The organism is Pseudomonas sp. fls2-241-TYG-175 (assembly GCF_030209155.1).
Taxonomy (GTDB): domain Bacteria; phylum Pseudomonadota; class Gammaproteobacteria; order Pseudomonadales; family Pseudomonadaceae; genus Aquipseudomonas; species Aquipseudomonas viridiflava.
In genome coordinates this window covers 84403-102340 of record NZ_JARVSO010000014.1, presented here as the reverse complement: position 1 = coordinate 102340, position 17938 = coordinate 84403, and the positions used below count along the sequence as shown (strand labels likewise).

At 61.8% G+C, this 17938-nt stretch carries 20 protein-coding genes and 1 pseudogene; 12 read left to right on the top strand and 9 right to left on the bottom strand.

Annotated elements, in window-relative coordinates; genetic code table 11:
- Positions 1-5 precede the first annotated feature (5 nt).
- Genes QRN20_RS12040 through QRN20_RS12020 form a run of 5 tightly spaced genes read right to left on the bottom strand, consistent with a single transcriptional unit; the run spans position 6 to position 2554 of the window.
- Positions 6-551 (bottom strand): COG4648 family protein, encoded by a 546-nt coding sequence (locus tag QRN20_RS12040; RefSeq protein WP_029244346.1) that lies wholly within the window; start codon positions 549-551, stop codon positions 6-8.
- Complete coding sequence (locus QRN20_RS12035; RefSeq protein ID WP_025995330.1) at positions 548-802, bottom strand: acyl carrier protein; 255 nt, start codon at positions 800-802, stop codon at positions 548-550. Before QRN20_RS12035 ends, QRN20_RS12040 begins: the two co-directional genes overlap by 4 nt.
- A gap of 9 nt (positions 803-811) precedes the next feature.
- A complete protein-coding gene (locus QRN20_RS12030; RefSeq protein WP_004880350.1) occupies positions 812-1072 on the bottom strand; it encodes a phosphopantetheine-binding protein in 261 nt (86 codons plus the stop codon).
- Positions 1047-1859 (bottom strand): lysophospholipid acyltransferase family protein, encoded by an 813-nt coding sequence (locus QRN20_RS12025; RefSeq protein ID WP_122413407.1) that lies wholly within the window; start codon positions 1857-1859, stop codon positions 1047-1049. The genes QRN20_RS12030 and QRN20_RS12025 overlap by 26 nt, the downstream gene beginning before the upstream one ends.
- Entirely contained in the window at positions 1835-2554 is a 720-nt protein-coding gene (locus QRN20_RS12020; protein WP_029244348.1) for a beta-ketoacyl synthase chain length factor, read from the bottom strand. The genes QRN20_RS12025 and QRN20_RS12020 overlap by 25 nt, the downstream gene beginning before the upstream one ends.
- A gap of 351 nt (positions 2555-2905) precedes the next feature.
- On the opposite strand from QRN20_RS12020, the gene QRN20_RS12015 reads away from it, so the two are divergent.
- A complete protein-coding gene (locus QRN20_RS12015) occupies positions 2906-3685 on the top strand; it encodes a ParA family protein (RefSeq protein ID WP_029244349.1) in 780 nt (259 codons plus the stop codon).
- On the opposite strand, the pseudogene QRN20_RS26675 reads toward QRN20_RS12015, so the two are convergent.
- A pseudogene (locus QRN20_RS26675) lies at positions 3663-4034 on the bottom strand (PAAR domain-containing protein); the annotation flags it as partial. The gene QRN20_RS12015 and the pseudogene QRN20_RS26675 overlap by 23 nt on opposite strands.
- Before the next feature lie 244 nt (positions 4035-4278).
- Here QRN20_RS26675 and mdcA point away from each other — a divergent pair.
- The 9 genes from mdcA (at position 4279) to madM (ending at position 11595) form a co-directional block, all read left to right on the top strand.
- Positions 4279-5955, top strand: a complete 1677-nt coding sequence (mdcA, locus tag QRN20_RS12005; protein ID WP_096766794.1) for a malonate decarboxylase subunit alpha — start codon at positions 4279-4281, stop codon at positions 5953-5955.
- The gene (locus tag QRN20_RS12000) at positions 5955-6854 is read left to right on the top strand and encodes a triphosphoribosyl-dephospho-CoA synthase (protein ID WP_122510456.1); all 900 of its coding nucleotides are present in this window, start codon (positions 5955-5957) and stop codon (positions 6852-6854) included. The genes mdcA and QRN20_RS12000 overlap by 1 nt, the downstream gene beginning before the upstream one ends.
- 1 nt (position 6855) lies before the next feature.
- Entirely contained in the window at positions 6856-7155 is a 300-nt protein-coding gene (locus QRN20_RS11995) for a malonate decarboxylase subunit delta (RefSeq protein WP_004880339.1), read from the top strand.
- A complete protein-coding gene (locus QRN20_RS11990; protein ID WP_285360420.1) occupies positions 7148-7999 on the top strand; it encodes a biotin-independent malonate decarboxylase subunit beta in 852 nt (283 codons plus the stop codon). Before QRN20_RS11995 ends, QRN20_RS11990 begins: the two co-directional genes overlap by 8 nt.
- Positions 7996-8796: a biotin-independent malonate decarboxylase subunit gamma gene (gene mdcE / locus QRN20_RS11985; protein WP_025995324.1), complete on the top strand. Its 801-nt coding sequence runs from the start codon at positions 7996-7998 to the stop codon at positions 8794-8796. The genes QRN20_RS11990 and mdcE overlap by 4 nt, the downstream gene beginning before the upstream one ends.
- A gap of 5 nt (positions 8797-8801) precedes the next feature.
- The gene (locus QRN20_RS11980; protein ID WP_122433336.1) at positions 8802-9428 is read left to right on the top strand and encodes a malonate decarboxylase holo-ACP synthase; all 627 of its coding nucleotides are present in this window, start codon (positions 8802-8804) and stop codon (positions 9426-9428) included.
- The gene (gene mdcH, locus QRN20_RS11975) at positions 9425-10357 is read left to right on the top strand and encodes a malonate decarboxylase subunit epsilon (RefSeq protein ID WP_025995322.1); all 933 of its coding nucleotides are present in this window, start codon (positions 9425-9427) and stop codon (positions 10355-10357) included. The genes QRN20_RS11980 and mdcH overlap by 4 nt, the downstream gene beginning before the upstream one ends.
- Positions 10358-10429: 72 nt before the next feature.
- A complete protein-coding gene (madL, locus tag QRN20_RS11970; RefSeq protein ID WP_004880328.1) occupies positions 10430-10825 on the top strand; it encodes a malonate transporter subunit MadL in 396 nt (131 codons plus the stop codon).
- A 5-nt stretch (positions 10826-10830) separates the two neighbouring features.
- Positions 10831-11595 carry a malonate transporter subunit MadM gene (madM, locus tag QRN20_RS11965; protein WP_004880326.1) on the top strand — a complete coding sequence of 255 codons (765 nt, stop codon included), beginning with the start codon at positions 10831-10833 and terminating at the stop codon, positions 11593-11595.
- Positions 11596-11641: 46 nt separating this feature from the next.
- On the opposite strand, the gene QRN20_RS11960 is transcribed toward madM, so the two are convergent.
- Complete coding sequence (locus QRN20_RS11960) at positions 11642-12571, bottom strand: LysR family transcriptional regulator (RefSeq protein WP_025995321.1); 930 nt, start codon at positions 12569-12571, stop codon at positions 11642-11644.
- Between the two features lie 154 nt (positions 12572-12725).
- Here QRN20_RS11960 and trhA point away from each other — a divergent pair, with 154 nt between their 5' ends.
- On the top strand, positions 12726-13340 hold the full coding sequence (gene trhA / locus QRN20_RS11955; RefSeq protein ID WP_004880322.1) for a PAQR family membrane homeostasis protein TrhA: 615 nt from the start codon (positions 12726-12728) through the stop codon (positions 13338-13340).
- Between the two features lie 185 nt (positions 13341-13525).
- Here the strand turns inward: trhA and QRN20_RS11950 are convergent, their stop codons facing one another.
- On the bottom strand, positions 13526-14245 hold the full coding sequence (locus QRN20_RS11950) for a 16S rRNA (uracil(1498)-N(3))-methyltransferase (RefSeq protein ID WP_004880315.1): 720 nt from the start codon (positions 14243-14245) through the stop codon (positions 13526-13528).
- A gap of 156 nt (positions 14246-14401) precedes the next feature.
- The gene (locus tag QRN20_RS11945) at positions 14402-15808 is read right to left on the bottom strand and encodes an adenosylmethionine--8-amino-7-oxononanoate transaminase (protein ID WP_043305568.1); all 1407 of its coding nucleotides are present in this window, start codon (positions 15806-15808) and stop codon (positions 14402-14404) included.
- 209 nt (positions 15809-16017) lie between these two features.
- Between QRN20_RS11945 and QRN20_RS11940 the strand changes: the two genes are divergently transcribed.
- The gene (locus QRN20_RS11940) at positions 16018-17880 is read left to right on the top strand and encodes an FAD-dependent oxidoreductase (RefSeq protein ID WP_285360416.1); all 1863 of its coding nucleotides are present in this window, start codon (positions 16018-16020) and stop codon (positions 17878-17880) included.
- Positions 17881-17938: the final 58 nt, after the last annotated feature.

Sequence of the window (17938 nt, the reverse complement as noted above, 5' to 3'; positions counted from 1 at the left end):
CCATTTCATGGGCCGCCCATGACGCGCAGGCGGACGATCAGTTCGCCTGCGAACAGCAGGCCCATCAGTCCATAGGAAACAAGGCCGGTGTAGAGCGTCCACCATGACAGCGGTGCCCACAGCGTCAGCGCCGCCGCAGCAAGGCCGTTGCCCAGAAAGAACACACACCACACCTGAGTGACCCGCCGGGTGTAGCGAATACCGGATTCAGAGAGTTCAGGCCGGTTGATACGCGCCATGCGTTCGACGATTGGCGGGCCGTAGATCAGGCTCGAACCGAACAGGCCCAGCATGAACAGGCTGACCAGCACCGGGTACCAGCGCAGCATCACATGGCTGTCGAGCAGACCGAGCACCACGCAGAACCCCAGCGCCACCAGCGCCATCGCCAGACTGCCCGGCCTGCGCTCACCGGTGACGATGCGCGCCAGCCACAGGCTTCCCAGCAGCAGGGCGAATTGCCAGGGCGCGAAGTGCTCGGTTCCCCAATAGACGGCGAACGGGTACAGCACACCGGCCAGCACCAGGATCAGACCGACCAGCCGTTTCATTCGGCGGTGCTGACCAGTCGGTAGACGGCCTCGACCACATCGTTGACGGTTCTGACGGACTTGAACTCTTCCGCCGCGATTTTTTTGCCGGTCTTGCGCTTGATGTGGTCGATCAGGTCAACAGCGTCGATGCTGTCGATTTCCAGGTCCTGATAGAGGTTCGCCTCGGGGACGACCCTTTCAGGTTCCAGTTCGAACAGTTCGACCATGGCCGTGCGCAGGGTTTGGAAGATGTCTTCACGGGTTTGCATGTTCAATCCTCAGACCGGCTGTCTGGCGCTGACGAACGCCACAAGGCTGTCGACGTTGGCGAAATGGTTGCGGGTGTCCTTGGCGTCGGCATCGATTTTGATGCCATAGCGCTTCTGGATGGCCAGGCCCAGCTCCAGTGCGTCGACCGAATCCAGTCCAAGGCCCTCGCCGAAGAGCGTCTGGTCATTGCCGATGTCTTGCGGGGTGATGTCTTCGAGGCCCAGGGCGTCGATGATCAGCACTTTAATGTCCAGGTGTAGATCGCTCATCTGTGGCGAGTTCCTTGATGAAGTAGTCATGCAGGTAGTCGTTGAGCCTGCGGGACGCCAAAGGCGGCGGGCCCAGTACGCTGAAGGCTGTCGGGTCTATATCGGCGCCCACATGCAGGGTGAAATGCACACGGCGATGCGGAATTCGGTACCAGGGCTCGGCCTTGGTCAGGGTGGTCGGGCTGACCTTGATAGTCACCGGCGTGATCATGCTGGCGCCGCGCAGGGCAATGGCGGCGGCGCCACGGTGAAAGGCTGGCGGCTGGTCGGGCTGTGTGCGCGTGCCTTCGGGAAAGATGATCAGGGTCTGGCCGCCTTGCAGGCGTTCCACAGCGGCATCGAGCATGTCCAGGCTGCCGTCGTTGCTGATGTAGCCCGTGGAGCGCACCGGCCCGCGCGTGAACGGGTTCTCCCACAGGCTGCGCTTGACCACGCAGTTGGCGTCCCGCACCAGCCCGATCAGGAACACCACATCAATCAGCGACGGGTGGTTGGCAATGATCATCTGGCCGGGACGCCCCAGCTTTTCGGTGCCTTTGACCTCATAGGTCAGCACGCCCAGACGCGCCATGATCCTGATGAACCGCCAGAAAAGCCGACTGATGGTCCGGCGGGCACGTCGCTGATGGTCTGCGACGCTCCCCGGAAAGCAACTCAGGACCGGAAACACGAACACGCGCAGACACAGCCCGCTTATCCCGAAGAGGGCAAAGCTGAAACCGGTGGCCAGCAGACGCCAGTAATAGGCGTCCCGGCCTTTCTTCAATGGTTGCGTTGCCACTTCCATAATCGGTTGTTCCACGGATGCAGGCATGAGGACTGGTCGGTGTGCAGGGCTTGCAACAGATTCAGGGCATGGGGCCACTGCGTGCGTTGCGCGCCTTGCGTGTCGATATTCAGGGACAATTGCCACTCGTTACCCGGCGTCAGCAGCAGGCCGACGGCATACGGGAAGGGCACGTCGTCGATCCATCGGGCATAGGCGTGCGGAGGCTGTTCTTCGGTTACCACCAGCAGCACGGCCGGTGCGCCCTCGGCCAGCAGGGCCGCAGCTTCGAATGCCCCGTATTCAAGTCCGTCGCCGGCGGCCGCCAGCGCGGTCATTTCGCTGGTTTCACCGCGCAGGATCGACCACAGACCGATCACGGCGTTATGCACCGACAGGCTGAACTGGGTCGGCGACATGGGCTCGTCAGCGGCCAGATCGCGAAGGATGTCGAACGTGCGGGGCGTTTCGCCGTGACGGGACACGAATACCAGCGGCATGCGCTCGTGGCCGTCGCTGAGTGGCCAGCCGACCGCGAATGCCATGCGCGCCATGCGGCCCAGTCGTCGGCGCTGCATCGCAGGCAGAAAAGACACATCCGGTGCTTCGTTGCTGTCCTGCAACCGTGTAGGGGTGCGGCTCCATTGCTCCCACTCGTCTGCGCTCGCCAGGCCAGGTGCCCAGGCGCGCCATCGTGCAATGTTGAAGGTGATCAAAACTTCTCTTCCCGCCCCTGCGGGCATGTTTCTCGCTACTTCGATACCAGGACGGCATCAGTCTGGGCGGTAAGTTCAATGAATGCGCGCATTATCCTTGTGGGAATCGCGACTAGCAAATTTGTTACAAGTAAAGGGTTTACACAGCATTCATTCTCATTCAGGTAACTCATGCGTACGCATGATTGACGCTCAATCCAGATAGTCATTGAACTGACATAAATGTGTCGTATTTTGCGACAGGGTTGCCGATAAGGTCGCCGTTGTCGTATGCATTGCCTAGACTCGACCACGCGTACAGCCTTTATCGGTCAGTCACGTCGTTTCTTAATCTCTCGAGGAATTCAAAGCATGCGCCGTGTGGTATTCAATCAGAAGGGGGGAGTCGGCAAATCGAGCATTGCCTGCAATCTGGCTGCAGTCAGCGCCAATGAAGGCTATCGGACCCTGTTGATCGACCTCGATGCCCAGGCCAACTCCACCCATTACCTCACCGGCCTCACAGGCCACGATATCCCGATGGGGATTGCCGAGTTCTTCAAGCAGACGCTGTCTTCCGCGCCGTTCGGCAAGAAGAACCATGTCGACATCTACGAGACGCCGTTCGATAACCTGCATGTCGTAACCGCCACGGCAGAACTTGCCGATCTGCAGCCAAAGCTTGAGGCCAAGCACAAGATCAACAAGCTTCGCAAACTGCTGGATGAGTTGGGCGAAGACTACGAACGCATCTACCTGGATACGCCTCCAGCGCTTAATTTCTATGCGGTGTCGGCGTTGATTGCGGCAGATCGCGTCCTCATTCCTTTTGATTGCGACAGTTTTTCCCGACAGGCGCTTTATGGTCTGCTGCGGGAAATCGAGGAATTGAAGGAAGACCACAACGAGAACCTGCAAGTGGAAGGCATCATCGTCAACCAGTTCCAGCCTCGGGCGAGCCTGCCGCAGCAGATGCTCGATGAACTGGTTGCCGAAGGCCTCCCGGTATTGCCGGTCTACCTCAATGCATCAGTGAAGATGCGCGAGTCTCACGAGGCCTGTCTGCCTCTGGTCCATCTCGATCCGCGGCACAAGCTGACAAGGCAGTTCGTCGACCTGCATCACTTGCTGGAAACCAACGCACATCCTTGATTTCCCGTGTCAGGGCGTCGGCGCGCCGGCGCGCTTCGGTGATCATGTCCTCGGGAATGTCGATGGCAGCATCCATGTCGGCCTGGAATGTGTTCTGAGAAGCGATCAGGCGGTTGCTGCCCGGCGGGCAACCGCATCGCACTTCGTGGCCATGCGTGGCAGCCGCCACAAATCCATCGACATAGGTCGGATTGCCCTGGGCGATGTAGCCTGCGCTGCCGCACGCCGGGCACCATACCGGGTCGCCCATGAGTGCCACCCGTTGATCGTCCAGAATCATGCGTGACGAGGTGTTCGACACAAGACCGCCGCTGGTGGTCGTATCACCTTCCCTGACTATGAATGGCATAGAGCTGCTTCCTTTGGAGTGTGGAACGCCGAATGCTAGGCGCAAAACACCTGCCCGGAGGGCTGAATCAGCCGTTAAGGACCGTTCCTACAGGAAAGTCATCCAGGGGTTGGAAAATGTTGCGAAGCGCAGCCTTTGATAGGCAATCGTTACTCCAGGCGTAATGATTGTGTGGTCTGCTTGATTGATGCCTGGACCTTCCCGCTCCTAAGGTGAACCACGACAGCGAAATCGTGGAGCGATCATGACAACAACAACTTCCCCCGACGCGCGTTGGACGCGCCGCCGCACCGAGAAGCAGCGGCGGCTCGAACAGGTGCGGGCCCTGGCCGATGGCGTGGTGCTGCCGACCGACAAGATCGTCGCGGCGCTGGAGGCCCTGCTGGTGTCCGGTGATCGCGTGGTGCTCGAGGGCAATAACCAGAAACAGGCCGACTTTCTGTCCCGCGCACTCGCAAAGGTCGATTCTGCCAAGGTGCACGACCTGCACATGATCATGCCGAGCGTCGGGCGGTCCGAGCATCTGGACCTGTTCGAACAGGGCATTGCCCGCAAGCTGGATTTCTCCTTCGCCGGTACGCAAAGCCTGCGCATCAGCCAGTTGCTTGAAGACGGCCTGCTGGAAATCGGCGCGATTCACACGTATATCGAGCTGTATTCGCGGCTGGTGGTCGACCTGATCCCCAACGTGGTGCTGGCCGCAGGCTTCATGGCCGACAAGGCGGGCAACATTTACACCGGACCGAGTACCGAAGACACCCCCGCGCTTATTGAACCGGCCGCCTTCAGCGACGGCATTGTCATCGTGCAGGTCAATCAACTGGTCGATGATGTGACTGACCTGCCGCGGGTGGACATTCCCGCTTCCTGGGTCGACTTCGTGGTTGTGGCCGACAAGCCTTTCTACATCGAACCGCTGTTCACCCGTGACCCACGCCACATCAAGCCGGTGCATGTGCTGATGGCGATGATGGCCATCCGTGGCATCTACGAGAAGCACAACGTCCAGTCGCTGAACCATGGCATTGGTTTCAATACTGCGGCCATCGAGCTGATCCTGCCGACCTACGGCGAATCGCTGGGGCTGAAAGGCAAGATCTGCCGCAACTGGACGCTCAACCCGCACCCGACCCTGATCCCTGCCATTGAAAGCGGCTGGGTCGAGAGCGTGCACTGCTTCGGCACCGAGCTGGGCATGGAAAACTACATCGCTGCGCGCCCTGACGTGTTTTTTACCGGGCGCGACGGTTCGCTGCGTTCCAATCGGCAGCTGTGTCAGCTGGCAGGCCAGTACGCGGTGGACCTGTTCATCGGCGCGACCCTGCAGGTCGATGGCGACGGGCACTCCTCGACCGTGACCCGAGGCCGTCTGGCAGGTTTCGGCGGTGCGCCGAACATGGGCCACGACCCGCGCGGCCGTCGCCACGCCACTCCGGCCTGGCTGGACATGCGCCAGCAGACCGATGACGGCCCGGCCGCCTATCTGGAACGCGGCAAGAAGCTGGTGGTGCAGATGGTCGAAACCTTTCAGGAAGGCGGCAAACCGACTTTCGTCGAAACCCTCGACGCCGTCGAAGTGGCCCGCAAGAGCGGCATGCCGCTGGCACCGATCATGATTTACGGCGATGACGTGACCCACCTGCTGACTGAAGAGGGCATCGCCTATCTCTACAAGGCGCGCAGTCTGGAAGAGCGTCAGGCGATGATTGCCGCTGTGGCAGGCGTGACGGCCATTGGTCTGCGCCACAACCCGAAAGACACCGCCCGCATGCGCCGGGAAGGGCTGATCGCCCTGCCCGAAGACCTCGGCATCCGCCGCACCGACGCCAGTCGCGAACTGCTGGCCGCGAAAAGCATCGCCGATCTGGTCGAGTGGTCCGGTGGCCTCTATAACCCGCCTGCCAAATTCAGGAGCTGGTGATGAGTGCACTCAAACAGACACCGCAACCCGTATCACTGTCTGAGCATCTGGCTGATCTGGCGGTCGATGCGCTGATGGATGAAGCCAACCTGTCGCCCAAACCTGCCTTGGTGGACCGTCGTGGCAACGGCGCACACACCGATCTGCATCTGGGATTGATGCACGCGTCGGCCCTGTCGCTCTGGCCGACCTTCAAGCTGATGGCCGAGGCCGCTGCGCAGTTCAGGACCGTCGGGCAGCCGTTGCGTGAAGAGCTGGGTCGACTGGGGCGCGAAGGTGAAGCCGCGATGCTGCACACCACGGGCGGCGTGAACACCCATCGCGGCGCGATCTGGGCGTTGGGTCTTCTCGTGACCGCCGCAGCGCTGGACGTCGACGATTGCACATCTGCCGCGATTTGCCAGCGCGCTGCGCGTCTGGCGCTGATCAAGGATCGCCAGGTGGTCGCCAGCAACAGCCACGGCAGCATCGTCGCGCAACGCTATGGCGCAATGGGCGCTCGCGAACAGGCGCAACAGGGTTTTCCCGCCGTGACGAATGTCGCGCTGCCGCAATTACAGCGCAGCCGTGCGGCGGGCAGTGGTGAGCAGAACGCGCGTCTGGATGCGTTGCTGGCAATCATGACCACGTTGGCCGACACCTGCGTGCTGTACCGCGCCGGACCTGAAGGTCTGCAGGCCATGCAACTGGGCGCGCAACGCGTGCTGGACGCGGGCGGCAGCGCCAGTCTGGCCGGGCGTCGTGAACTGCACGAGCTGGACAAGCAATTGCTGGCCCTCAACGCCTCGCCCGGTGGCGCAGCCGACCTGCTGGCGGCCTGCCTGTTTATTGATGGTCTTGAGCCTGCGCTCGGCTATGCATCGCGCCCTGCATCGAGCCCTGCACCGAGGAATGCCTGATATGGAAACCCTGTCTTTTGAATTCCCCGCCGGACAGCCGCCCAAGGGCCGTGCGCTGGTGGGTTGCGTCGGTTCGGGCGATCTGGAAGTGCTGCTGGAACCCGGACAGCCGGGCAAGCTGACGATTGAAGTGGTGACCTCGGTCAACGGCGCCTCGTTGCGCTGGAAACATCTGTTCGAACGCATGTTCGACGGCCAGATGCCGCCTGCGCTGAGCATCGATATTCATGACTTCGGCGCGACGCCGGGCGTGGTGCGACTGCGCATGGAACAAGGTTTCGAGGAGGTCGGCCATGACTGATACCGCACGCTTGCTCAACCAGCACAGCTTCATCGAACTCGGCGCCCGCCAGCGCGCCCGCGCCTTGCTGGATGCGGGCAGTTTCCGCGAATTGATCGACCCGTTCGACCGGGTCATGTCGCCGTGGCTGGCGCGCCAGGGTGTGGTGCCCCAGGCCGACGACGGTGTGGTGGTCGCCAAAGGGACGGTCGACGGTCTGCCGGTGGTGATTGCTGCCATCGAAGGCTCGTTTCAGGGCGGCAGCATGGGCGAAGTGGGCGGCGCGAAAATGGCCGGCGCGCTTGAGCTCGCTGCCGAGGACAACCGCAACGGCATCCCGACCGCCGCCATTGTGCTGCTGGAAACCGGCGGCGTGCGCTTGCAGGAAGCCAATCTGGGCCTGGCCGCGATTGCCGAGATCCATGCCGCGATGGTCGATCTGCGTCAGTACCAGCCGGTGATCGGTGTGGTGGCAGGCAGCGTCGGCTGTTTTGGCGGCATGTCCATTGCGGCCGGGCTGTGCAGCTATCTGCTGGTGACTCAGGAAGCCCGTCTCGGCCTGAACGGTCCGCAGGTGATCGAACAGGAAGCGGGCATCGAAGAGTATGACTCCCGAGACCGGCCCTTCATCTGGAGCCTGACCGGTGGCGAGCAGCGCTTTGCCAGCGACCTGGTGGACGGTTTTGCCGCCGATGACGTGGCAGCGATCAAACAACAGGTCGGCGACTGGCTCAGGCAGGGCGTGCCTGGGCAGCACCGCAGTGGTCAGCACGCAGTGTTTCTGGAGCGTCTGGCGAATCTGGACGCTGCGTCGCAGATCGACCCGCAGACCGTCCGCACTCTCTTTCAAGGAGCCCGATCATGAGTACTCAACAGCGGGGTTTGAACTGGTTCAACGCATTGAGCGCAGGCGCAACGCCGGTCAGCGATTTGCCTGCGTCGCTCAAGGTGGCCGACGGCACACTGGGCGATCAGCCGGTGCGTTTTCTGGCAGTAGTAGCCGATCCGGATAACCGCTTTCCTCGGGCGCGTCAGGGCGAGGTCGGTCTGCTGGAAGGCTGGGGCCTGGCCAAGGCGGTGGACGAGGCAATCGAGCTGGATCGTGAGCGGCCTGACAAGCGTGCGTTGATCGCCATCGTCGATGTGCCAAGTCAGGCCTATGGCCGGCGCGAAGAAGCGCTGGGCATTCATCAGGCGCTGGCGGGTGCTGTGGACAGCTATGCACGGGCCCGGCTGGCCGGGCATCCGGTGATCGGGCTGCTGGTCGGCAAGGCGATGTCGGGTGCGTTTCTGGCTCACGGTTATCAGGCCAATCGACTGATCGCCCTGCGTGATCCGGGCGTCATGGTGCATGCGATGGGCAAGGCGTCGGCGGCTCGCGTCACCCTGCGCAGCGTCGAAGAGCTGGAAAAACTCGCCTCGACCATTCCACCGATGGCGTACGACATCGACAACTACGCCAGCCTGGGTCTGCTGTGGGAAACCCTGTCGGTCAGCCAGATCGAACAGCCGGGCGCGGAGGATCTTGCCCAGGTGCGTAACGTGCTTGGCAGTGCAATCAAGGACGTGAAAGCCAGTGGCACTGATCTGAGCAGTCGCCTGGGCGCGAGCAACCGGGCGGCATCGGCTCATGTGCGCCAACTGCTGCGAGCGCAGTGGTGAGGCATTTGTCATCGGCCGTGCTGCCTCACGACTTGTTGTGGGGCATGCCGCTTTCCGCCTTGCCTGAAGACGCGCCTGAGTGGGCCGTCGAAGCCGTACTGGCCGGTCGGCCGGTGGTGGTGCGCCGTCAGGTCGTGGCGGCGGGGCAGGTTGCGGTGGGGCTGCGTGGTCATGCTCGTGAGCAGCGTTACGCGGCGATCATGGCGAGCGCGGACATTTCCCGTCGGGTCAGCCCGGAGCAACTGGTGGATGTGGTCGACGGTTGCCTGCACGACTGGCCTGCGCTGCGCGCCTTGCGTCTGATCCGTCCGGTCATGGATTCGCTGGAATTGAGTTGGGGTGTCGGCGGCAGTGCCGGGTTCGAACTGGCGAGCGGTTTTTCGGCGCTGCATCAGGGCAGCGATCTGGATCTGATCCTGCGCACGCCGCAGCCTGTGGAGCGCTGCTGGGCGGCCGAACTGGTCGAGGCGCTGGAAACGGCCGTCTGCCGGATCGACGTCCAGTTGCAACTCGAACAGGGTGCCGTGGCGCTGCGCGAGTGGGCGCGGCCGTCGGGTCGAGTGCTGCTCAAGAGTGCCAGCGGTGCCCGGCTGGTTGCCGATCCATGGCAACTGGCCGAGGTGTGTGCATGAGCAGCTTTTGGGTGTTTCCAGGCCAGGGTGCGCAGCAGGCGAACATGCTGCATCAGTTGCCGGACGATCCCGTGGTTCGCGACTGTCTGCAGGGCGCTTCGACCGCGCTGGGTGAAGACGTCATGGCGCTGGACACCTCTCAGGCGCTGCAATCGACCCGGGCCGTTCAGTTATGTCTGCTGATCGCGGGCGTGGCCTGTGCCCGGCTGTTACAGGCCCGGGAATGCACACCTGATTACGTGGCCGGATTGTCCATCGGGGCCTATCCGGCCGCCGTGATTGCCGGTGCGCTGGCGTTCGACGATGCCGTGCGTCTGGTGGCGCTGCGCGGCGAACTGATGCAAAGCGCCTATCCCGAAGGCTACGGCATGACAGCGGTTCTCGGCCTGGATCAGGCGCAGGTCGAGGCGATGATCGCCCAGGTTCATCAGGCCGGGACGCCGGTGTTTCTCGCCAATATCAATGCTGACAATCAGCTCGTCATCGCTGGCAGCGCCGAAGCGATGCGTCAGGTTGGCCAACTCGCCAAGGCTGCAGGTGCGGCCGCCATCAAGCGTCTGGCGGTCAGCGTGCCGTCGCATTGCTCGCTGCTTGAGAAGCCTGCGCAGACGCTGGCCGATGCGTTCGCCAGGGTTGAAATCAGCAAACCGAGCGTGCGCTACCTCAGCGGCAGCACCGCGCGCCCCGTGATGGACGTTGAAAGGCTGCGTGATGATCTGGCCTTCAACATGTGCCGGGTTGTGGATTGGCGCAGCACCGTGGAAACCGCCTACGAGCGGGGCGTGCGCCTGCAGATCGAATTGCCGCCCGGTGCCGTGCTGACCGGACTGGCGCGCCGGGTGTTCGACCAGGGGACGGCGGTGGCCTTTCAGGCCGCACGTCTGGACAGCCTGATCGCGCTATCGCGAGAGGAGGGTGCCCGCACCTGATAGAGACGCCGTGCAGCTGCTACGAAGGACAAAAACAACAACTTCAGCAATGCAAACAGAGGAATAACAACAATGATTATCTACGGTGTGGCGTTTTTGGCGTTTTGTACCTTGGTGGGTATTTTTATCGGTGAAGTGCTCGGCAAATTGATCGGCGTGCCTGCCAATGTCGGCGGTGTCGGTATCGCCATGTTGCTGCTGATCGGGCTCGGCAGTTATCTGAGCAAACGCGGCCTGTTCAAGGGCAAGACCGAACAGGGCGTCGAGTTCTGGAGCGCGATCTACATCCCGATCGTGGTCGCAATGGCTGCGCAGCAGAATGTCTATGGCGCGCTCAAGGGCGGCCCAATGGCGATCCTCGCGGGTACGCTGGCCGTGGTGGTGGCCTTCGCGATGGTTCCGGTGCTGACACGCATGGGCAAAGGCCAGACTGAAGTGCCTGCCGCTCCCACCAAGACGGCGGGGTAAGGGCCATGTACGAGTCCATGATTAAAGTCATCACCAGTTACGGGCTGATCAGCGGCTTTGCGGTGATCGGCATCACGATGTGGTTCTCCTATTGGCTTTCCGACACCTTCACCAAAGGTCGCCTGCACGGTTCGGCCATCGCCATCCTGCTGGGGCTGGTGCTGTCGTACATCGGCGGCGCAATGACCGGCGGGCAGAAGGGCGTCGTCGATCTACCGCTGCTCTCTGGCATCGGTTTGCTGGGCGGCGCGATGCTGCGGGATTTTGCGATTGTCGCCACGGCATTCGGCGTCAACGTCAATGAGCTCAAGCGTGCGGGGTACGTGGGCGTGCTTTCGCTGTTTGTCGGCATCGGCACGTCGTTCATCGCCGGTGTCGCGGTTGCCACTGCGTTCGGTTACACCGATGCGGTCAGCCTGACGACCATTGGCGCAGGGGCCGTGACCTATATCGTCGGTCCTGTTACCGGCGCGGCGATTGGAGCCAGCTCCGAAGTCATGGCGCTGTCCATTGCAGCGGGATTGATCAAGGCGATTCTGGTGATGATCGCGACGCCCTTCGTGGCACCGTTCATTGGCTTGAACAACCCGCGCAGCGCAGTCATCTTCGGCGGGTTGATGGGCACGTCGAGCGGTGTGGCGGGCGGGCTTGCGGCCACCGATCCGAAGCTGGTGCCTTATGGCTGTCTGACTGCGGCGTTCTACACCGCGCTGGGTTGCCTGCTGGGGCCGTCGCTGCTGTTCGTGATCATGCGCGGGCTGTTGGGATAGTCGGGGCACACCTCAGGCGCCGCTGTGCGCTTGAGGTGCGTTGCGTTCAGGTCGAATGCGGTTCCAGCAGCCGGTTCGCATACATCCTGCACTCCGCCACCAATGCGAGCAGGTTGGGATCACGCTCCTTGGATTTGAGAAAGACCATGCCGATGTGCTGCTGCATGCGATAGCGCTGTTGCAGCGGGATCAGCCGCACGCGGTTCTCGTACACCGCCGCAATTCGCCCAGGCAGCAGCGCATAACCCACGCCTGAACTGACCATGCTCAACAGCGTGAAGATGTCGTTGACCTGCATCGCCACCTTGGGCTCGAAGCCAGCCTGCTGGAATACCCGGATGCCATCGCGGTGTGTGGCGAAGCCCTGGGTCAGGGTGATGAACGTCGCTTCACGCAGGTCGCTCAGGTCCACTTCGCTGTGTTCGGCGAACGGCGAGTCGGTCGGCACCGCCAGAAAGATATCGTCCGAGAACAGTGCCAGATGCTCGCAATCCGGGTCGTTGGTGCTTTCATCCAGCGACACCAGCATTGCGTCCACTTCCATGTTCTTGAGCTTGTAGAGCAGGTCGATGTTGGAACCCAGAATCAGGTCGATATTCAGCTCGCTGCGACGGATCTTCAGGCCCATGATCAGCTGCGGCACGGTCTTGACCGTCAGCGAATACAAGGCCCCAAGCCGAAAGCGCGCCGCCGAGAACCCTGCAGCCTGACGAGTCATTTCCACCGTAGTGATGACGTCGTGCACCAGTTTCTGCGCGCGTTCTTCCAGCACATAGGCACTTTCCAGCGGCGTCAGGTTGCGGCCCTCGTGCTTGAACAGCGGGCAGCGCAGAGCGCTTTCCAGCGAGTGAATGGCGCGATGCACGCTGACGTTGCTGGTCTGCAATTCCGCCGCCGCGCGGGCCAGGTTTCCGGTGCGCATGAAAGCCAGGAAAATCTCCAGCTTCTTCAGGGTGAGTTCGTCATCAATCTGCATGGCGGGGCGCTTAGTGTTGGGGTGGGTGGATTGTGCACAACTCACTCAAGGTTCGCTGCCTGAAATCTGTGCGGCAGACAGGCATGTTGCACTTTGTTTCAATAAACGGGAGCCTCTGCAATCAGTGTCTTCGGTAAAACAGGGTATTACGCGGATGTATTACGGAGAAAAATTCAACGCCTGGTCTCATCTCGTCGGCGCAGTGCTGGCAGCCGTCGGAGCCATCTGGCTGCTGGTGATGGCCAGTCTGCATGGCGATGTCTGGAGAGTGGTCAGCGTGGCGATCTATGGCGTGTGCCTGGTCACGCTGTACAGCGTTTCGACCGTTTACCACAGTGTGAAAGGGCGCTCGAAGTCCATCATGCAGAAGGTCGATCACTTTTCGATCTACCTGATGATCGCGGGCAGCTACACGCCGTTCTGCCTCGTGACCCTGCGTGGCGCGTGGGGCTGGACCCTGTTCGGGATTGTCTGGGGGCTGGCGCTGATCGGCATCCTGCAGGAAATCAAACCGCGCTCGGAAGCGCGCATCCTTTCCATCGTCATCTATGCCGTGATGGGCTGGATCGTACTGGTCGCCATCAAACCCCTGCTGGCCTCGCTCGGCGTGGCCGGGTTCATCTGGCTGGCGGGCGGCGGCGTGCTGTACACCGTCGGCATCCTGTTCTTCGCCTACGACCACATCCGCCACTGGCACGGCATCTGGCACCTGTTCGTGATCGGCGGCAGCCTGATGCACTTTGTGGCGATCTGTTTTTATGTGCTTTGAGGGTCCTGCATCGTGACCCCAGAGCGGACGCGGAGCGTCCTGAGAGGCGTTCCCACGCGGAGCATCTGATCGTGCCCACGCTCTGCGTGGGCATGCCTCCCGTGACGCTCCGCGTCACAAATGGCACAGATTGCGGACTCAGTAAGTCGAGCGCATCGGGACGATCAGTGGGCTGGATGTAATACCTAAAAATCACCCCACAGCTGCTGCGCCACGCTGAGCGCGACGACGGGGGCGGTTTCGGTGCGCAGCACGCGTGGGCCGAGGCGGGCGGCGTGGAAGCCGGCGGTCTGGGCCTGATCGACTTCGGCGTCGTTCAATCCGCCTTCCGGGCCGATCAGGAAGGCCAGGCTGGCCGGTTTTTCATGGCTGGTCAGTGGCTCGGCAACCGGGTGCAGGACCAGTTTCAGGTCTGCTTCGGTCTGTTTCAGCCACTCGGCCAGCGGCATCGGTGGATGAATCACAGGCACCACCGAGCGGCCGCATTGTTCGCAGGCGCTGACCGCAATCTGTTGCCAATGCATCTGGCGCTTTTCAGCGCGCTCGTCCTTTAAGCGTACTTCGCAGCGCTCACTGACGATCGGAGTGATTTCGCTGACGCCCAGCTCGGTCGCCTTCTGAATCGCCCAGTCCATTCGCTCGCCACGCGACAGACCCTGACCCAGATGGATACGCAGACCGGATTCGACCTGCCCGGCAAAGCATTCATCCAGTTGCACGCGCACGCGCTTCTTGCCGACTTCCAGCAAGGTGCCGCGAAACTCGCTGCCGGAGCCATCGAACAACTGCAGCGCATCGCCCTCGGTCATGCGCAGCACGCGACTGATGTAGTGCGCCTGGGCTTCCGGCAATTCGTGTTCGCCAAGACTCAGGGGCGTGTCGGTGAAAAAACGGGACAGTCTCATGGTGTTTCTCTGTAGGCGTACTGATGTGTATGTCTTGGGAAAAAGCTTTCGCGGACAAGTCCGCTCCTACGAAGTATGCATTCCAAAAGGAGATATGCGTTACACGTGGGAGCGGACCGGGCGGCGTTCCGCTTTTCCGCGAAGGCGCTGGCCGGATCAGCCCGGATCCCTGAAGTCCGGGTGGAAGTTTTCGCGCACAGCCACGTTGATGCTGCTGCGCGTGGCGATGTCGATGCCTTCGCTGGCAACCTCGGCCAGAAAGTCGATCTGCTCCGGGGTGATCACGTAAGGCGGCAGGAAATACACCACGCTGCCCAGCGGCCTCAACAGCGCGCCGCGCTCCAAAGCATGCTGAAACACCTTCATGCCACGGCGTTCCTGCCATGGATAGGCAGTCTTGGTGGCCTTGTCCTGAACCATCTCAATGGCAATCGCCATGCCGGTCTGGCGCACTTCGGCCACATGGGGATGATCCACAAGATGCGCCGTGGCGGTCGCCATGCGTTGCGCCAGGGCCTTGTTGTTCTCGATGACGTTGTCCTGCTCGAAGATATCCAGCGTCGCCAGCGCCGCAGCACAGGCCAGCGGGTTGCCGGTGTAACTGTGTGAATGCAGGAAGGCGCGCAGGGTCGGGTAGTCGTCATAGAACGCATCGTAGACATCATCGGTCGTCAGGCAGGCCGCCAGCGGCAGATAGCCTCCGGTGAGCGCCTTGGACAGACAGAGGAAGTCCGGGCGAATGCCCGCCTGTTCACAGGCGAACATCGTGCCGGTGCGGCCGAACCCGACAGCGATTTCATCGTGGATCAGGTGCACGCCGTAGCGGTCACAGGCTTCGCGCAACAGCTTCAGATAGACCGGGTGATACATGCGCATGCCGCCCGCGCCCTGAATCAGCGGCTCGACGATCACAGCAGCGACGCTGGCATGGTTTTGCGCCAGGGTCTGTTCCATGGCCGCGAACATGTTGCGCGAGTGCTCTTCCCAGCTCATGCCTTCGGGGCGGTGGTAGCAGTCGGGGCTCGGCACCTTGATGGTGTCCAGCAGCAACGCCTTGTAGGTTTCGGTGAACAGCGGCACGTCGCCGACCGACATCGCGGCCATGGTTTCGCCGTGGTAGCTGTTGGTCAGGGTCACGAAGCGCTTTTTATCGGGCTGACCGCGATTGAGCCAATAGTGAAAGCTCATTTTCAGCGCGACTTCGATGCAGGACGAACCGTTATCGGCGTAGAAACAGCGTGTGAGGCCCTCGGGCGTCATCTTGACCAGGCGCTCAGACAGCTCGATCACTGGCTGGTGGCTGAAACCCGCGAGGATTACATGCTCCAACTGATCGACCTGATCCTTGATGCGTTGATTGATGCGCGGGTTGGCGTGCCCGAACACGTTGACCCACCAAGAGCTGACGGCGTCCAGGTAACGCTTGCCTTCGAAGTCTTCAAGCCACACGCCTTCGCCCCGCTTGATGGGGATCAACGGCAGGTTCTCGTGGTCTTTCATCTGGGTGCAGGGGTGCCACAGGACCTTGAGGTCACGCTGCATCCACTGGTCATTCAGGCCCATTTGCAATCTCCGGGTAGCGACTCGCCCGAGGCGAGGACGAACAATCGCGCAAGCCTATGCAATGCCTGGCTGTGTCACAACCTTTGATGCAGTTTTAAGGGGCGACGGACATTGCTGGCGGCTATCTGATGGCTCGCGTATCCTGCCTCGCTATTCGATGTTCCGGGCTGACTTGCCCAACCTTCCCTTGTTTTTTCGGAGTTCACGGAATGCTTTCTGGGTGGCTGCGCGCGTGTGCGCTGATAGTGACAGGGCTGGTCAGCGTTTCGACGCTCGCCGACGACAAACAACGAACCGCGATTGTTGTCGGCGGCGGCATGGCAGGCCTGACGGCTGCGTACGAACTGCAGGCCAAGGGCTGGCAGGTCACGCTGCTGGAAGCCAAGCCGAGTCTGGGCGGACGTTCGGGTCTGGCCACCAGCGAGTGGATCGGCAACACCAAGGCCCAGCCGGTGCTGAACCGCTATCTGGACACCTTCAAGCTGGCCACCGTGCCTGCTCCCGAGTTCGTGCGCACGCCCAGCTACCTGATCGACGGCGTGTACTTCACCCAGGCGGATCTGGCGGTCAAGCAGCCGGCTACCGCTGAAGCCATCAAGCGCTACAACGACACGCTGGATAATCTGGCGCGCTCCATTACTGATCCGGAAAACCCGGCGTCCAACAGCACCCTGTTCGCGCTGGACCAGATCAACGTCGCCAACTGGCTGGATCGCCTGAGCCTGCCTGCGACGGCGCGTCAGTTGATCAATCAGCAGATTCGTACCCGTTATGACGAGCCTTCGCGCCTGTCGTTGCTGTATTTCGCTCAGCAGTCCAGCGTCTATCGTTCGGTGGATGAGCGCGACCTGCGCGCCTCGCGCCTGCCGGGTGGCAGTACAGTGCTGGCTCAGGCGTTCGTCAAACAACTGAAAACCATCAAGACCAACTCGCCTGTCTCGTCCGTTGTTCAGGACAAGGACCACGTCACCGTCAAGGCCGGTGCGACAAGCTACACCGCCGACTACCTCGTGATGGCCGTGCCATTGCGTTCGCTGGGCAAGATCCAGATGACGCCGTCGCTGGATGCTCAGCACATGGGCGCGATCAAGAGCACCAACTACGGCTGGCGCGACCAGATCATGCTCAAGTTCAAGACCCCGGTCTGGGACAGCAAGGCGCGCATGTCGGGTGAAGTGTTCAGTAACACTGGCCTTGGCATGCTGTGGATCGAGCCTGCGCTCAAGGGCGGCGCCAACGTGGTGATCAACCTGTCCGGCGACAACGCCCGCATCATGCAGGCCTTTGGCGATAAGCAGCTGGTCGATCAGGTGCTGATCCGCCTGCACGCGTTCTACCCTGAGGCCCGTGGTGCTTACACCGGCTACGAAATCCGTCGTTACAGCGTCGACCCATCGACGGGCGGTTCTTACCTGGCGTTCGGCCCCGGCCAGATCAGCAAATACTGGCGCCTGTGGGAGCGCCCGATCCAGCGTGTAGCGTTTGCTGGCGAGCACACCGATACCCTTTATCCGGGCACGCTGGAAGGCGCGCTGCGCAGCGGTCAGCGTGCGGCCAGTCAGGTTCAGGATCTGGCGGCAGGCAAGTCGTTCGAGCCGGTCAAGGTCGCTCCGCCGAAGGCGCCAGCACCTGCTGCGCAGAAGTCGGACTGTAATTTCTTCACCAGCCTGTTTGGTTGCACCTCCGATAAGCCGGTCGAGCCTGCCAAGCCACAGGCTGAAAAGCCTGGCTTCTTCTCGCGCCTGTTCGGTGGTTCGGACACGCCGGTAGCCGCGCCTGCGCCTGTCGAGAAAGCGCCAGAGCCCGCGCCTGCACCTGCGCCGGTTCCTGTCGCGCCGGTTGTTGCGCCTGTCGTGACGCCGCCCGCCAAGACTGAGCCGGTCAAGAAGCCTGCTGCCAAGGCGGAGCCTGCGAAGAAGACGCAGCACAAGGAGCCTGCGAAAAAAGAACCGGCCAAGAAAGAGCCCGTGAAAAAAGAGCCGGTGAAAAAGGCTCCGGCCAAGACCGATGACGCCAAGAAGCCTGCAGCCAAGGCAGCAACCGATACAGCGCCTGCCGACGTCAAGAACTGACGGCAATCGCTGAACAGAAGGGGCGCGGTGCAAACCGAGCCCCTTTTTTTATGCCCGG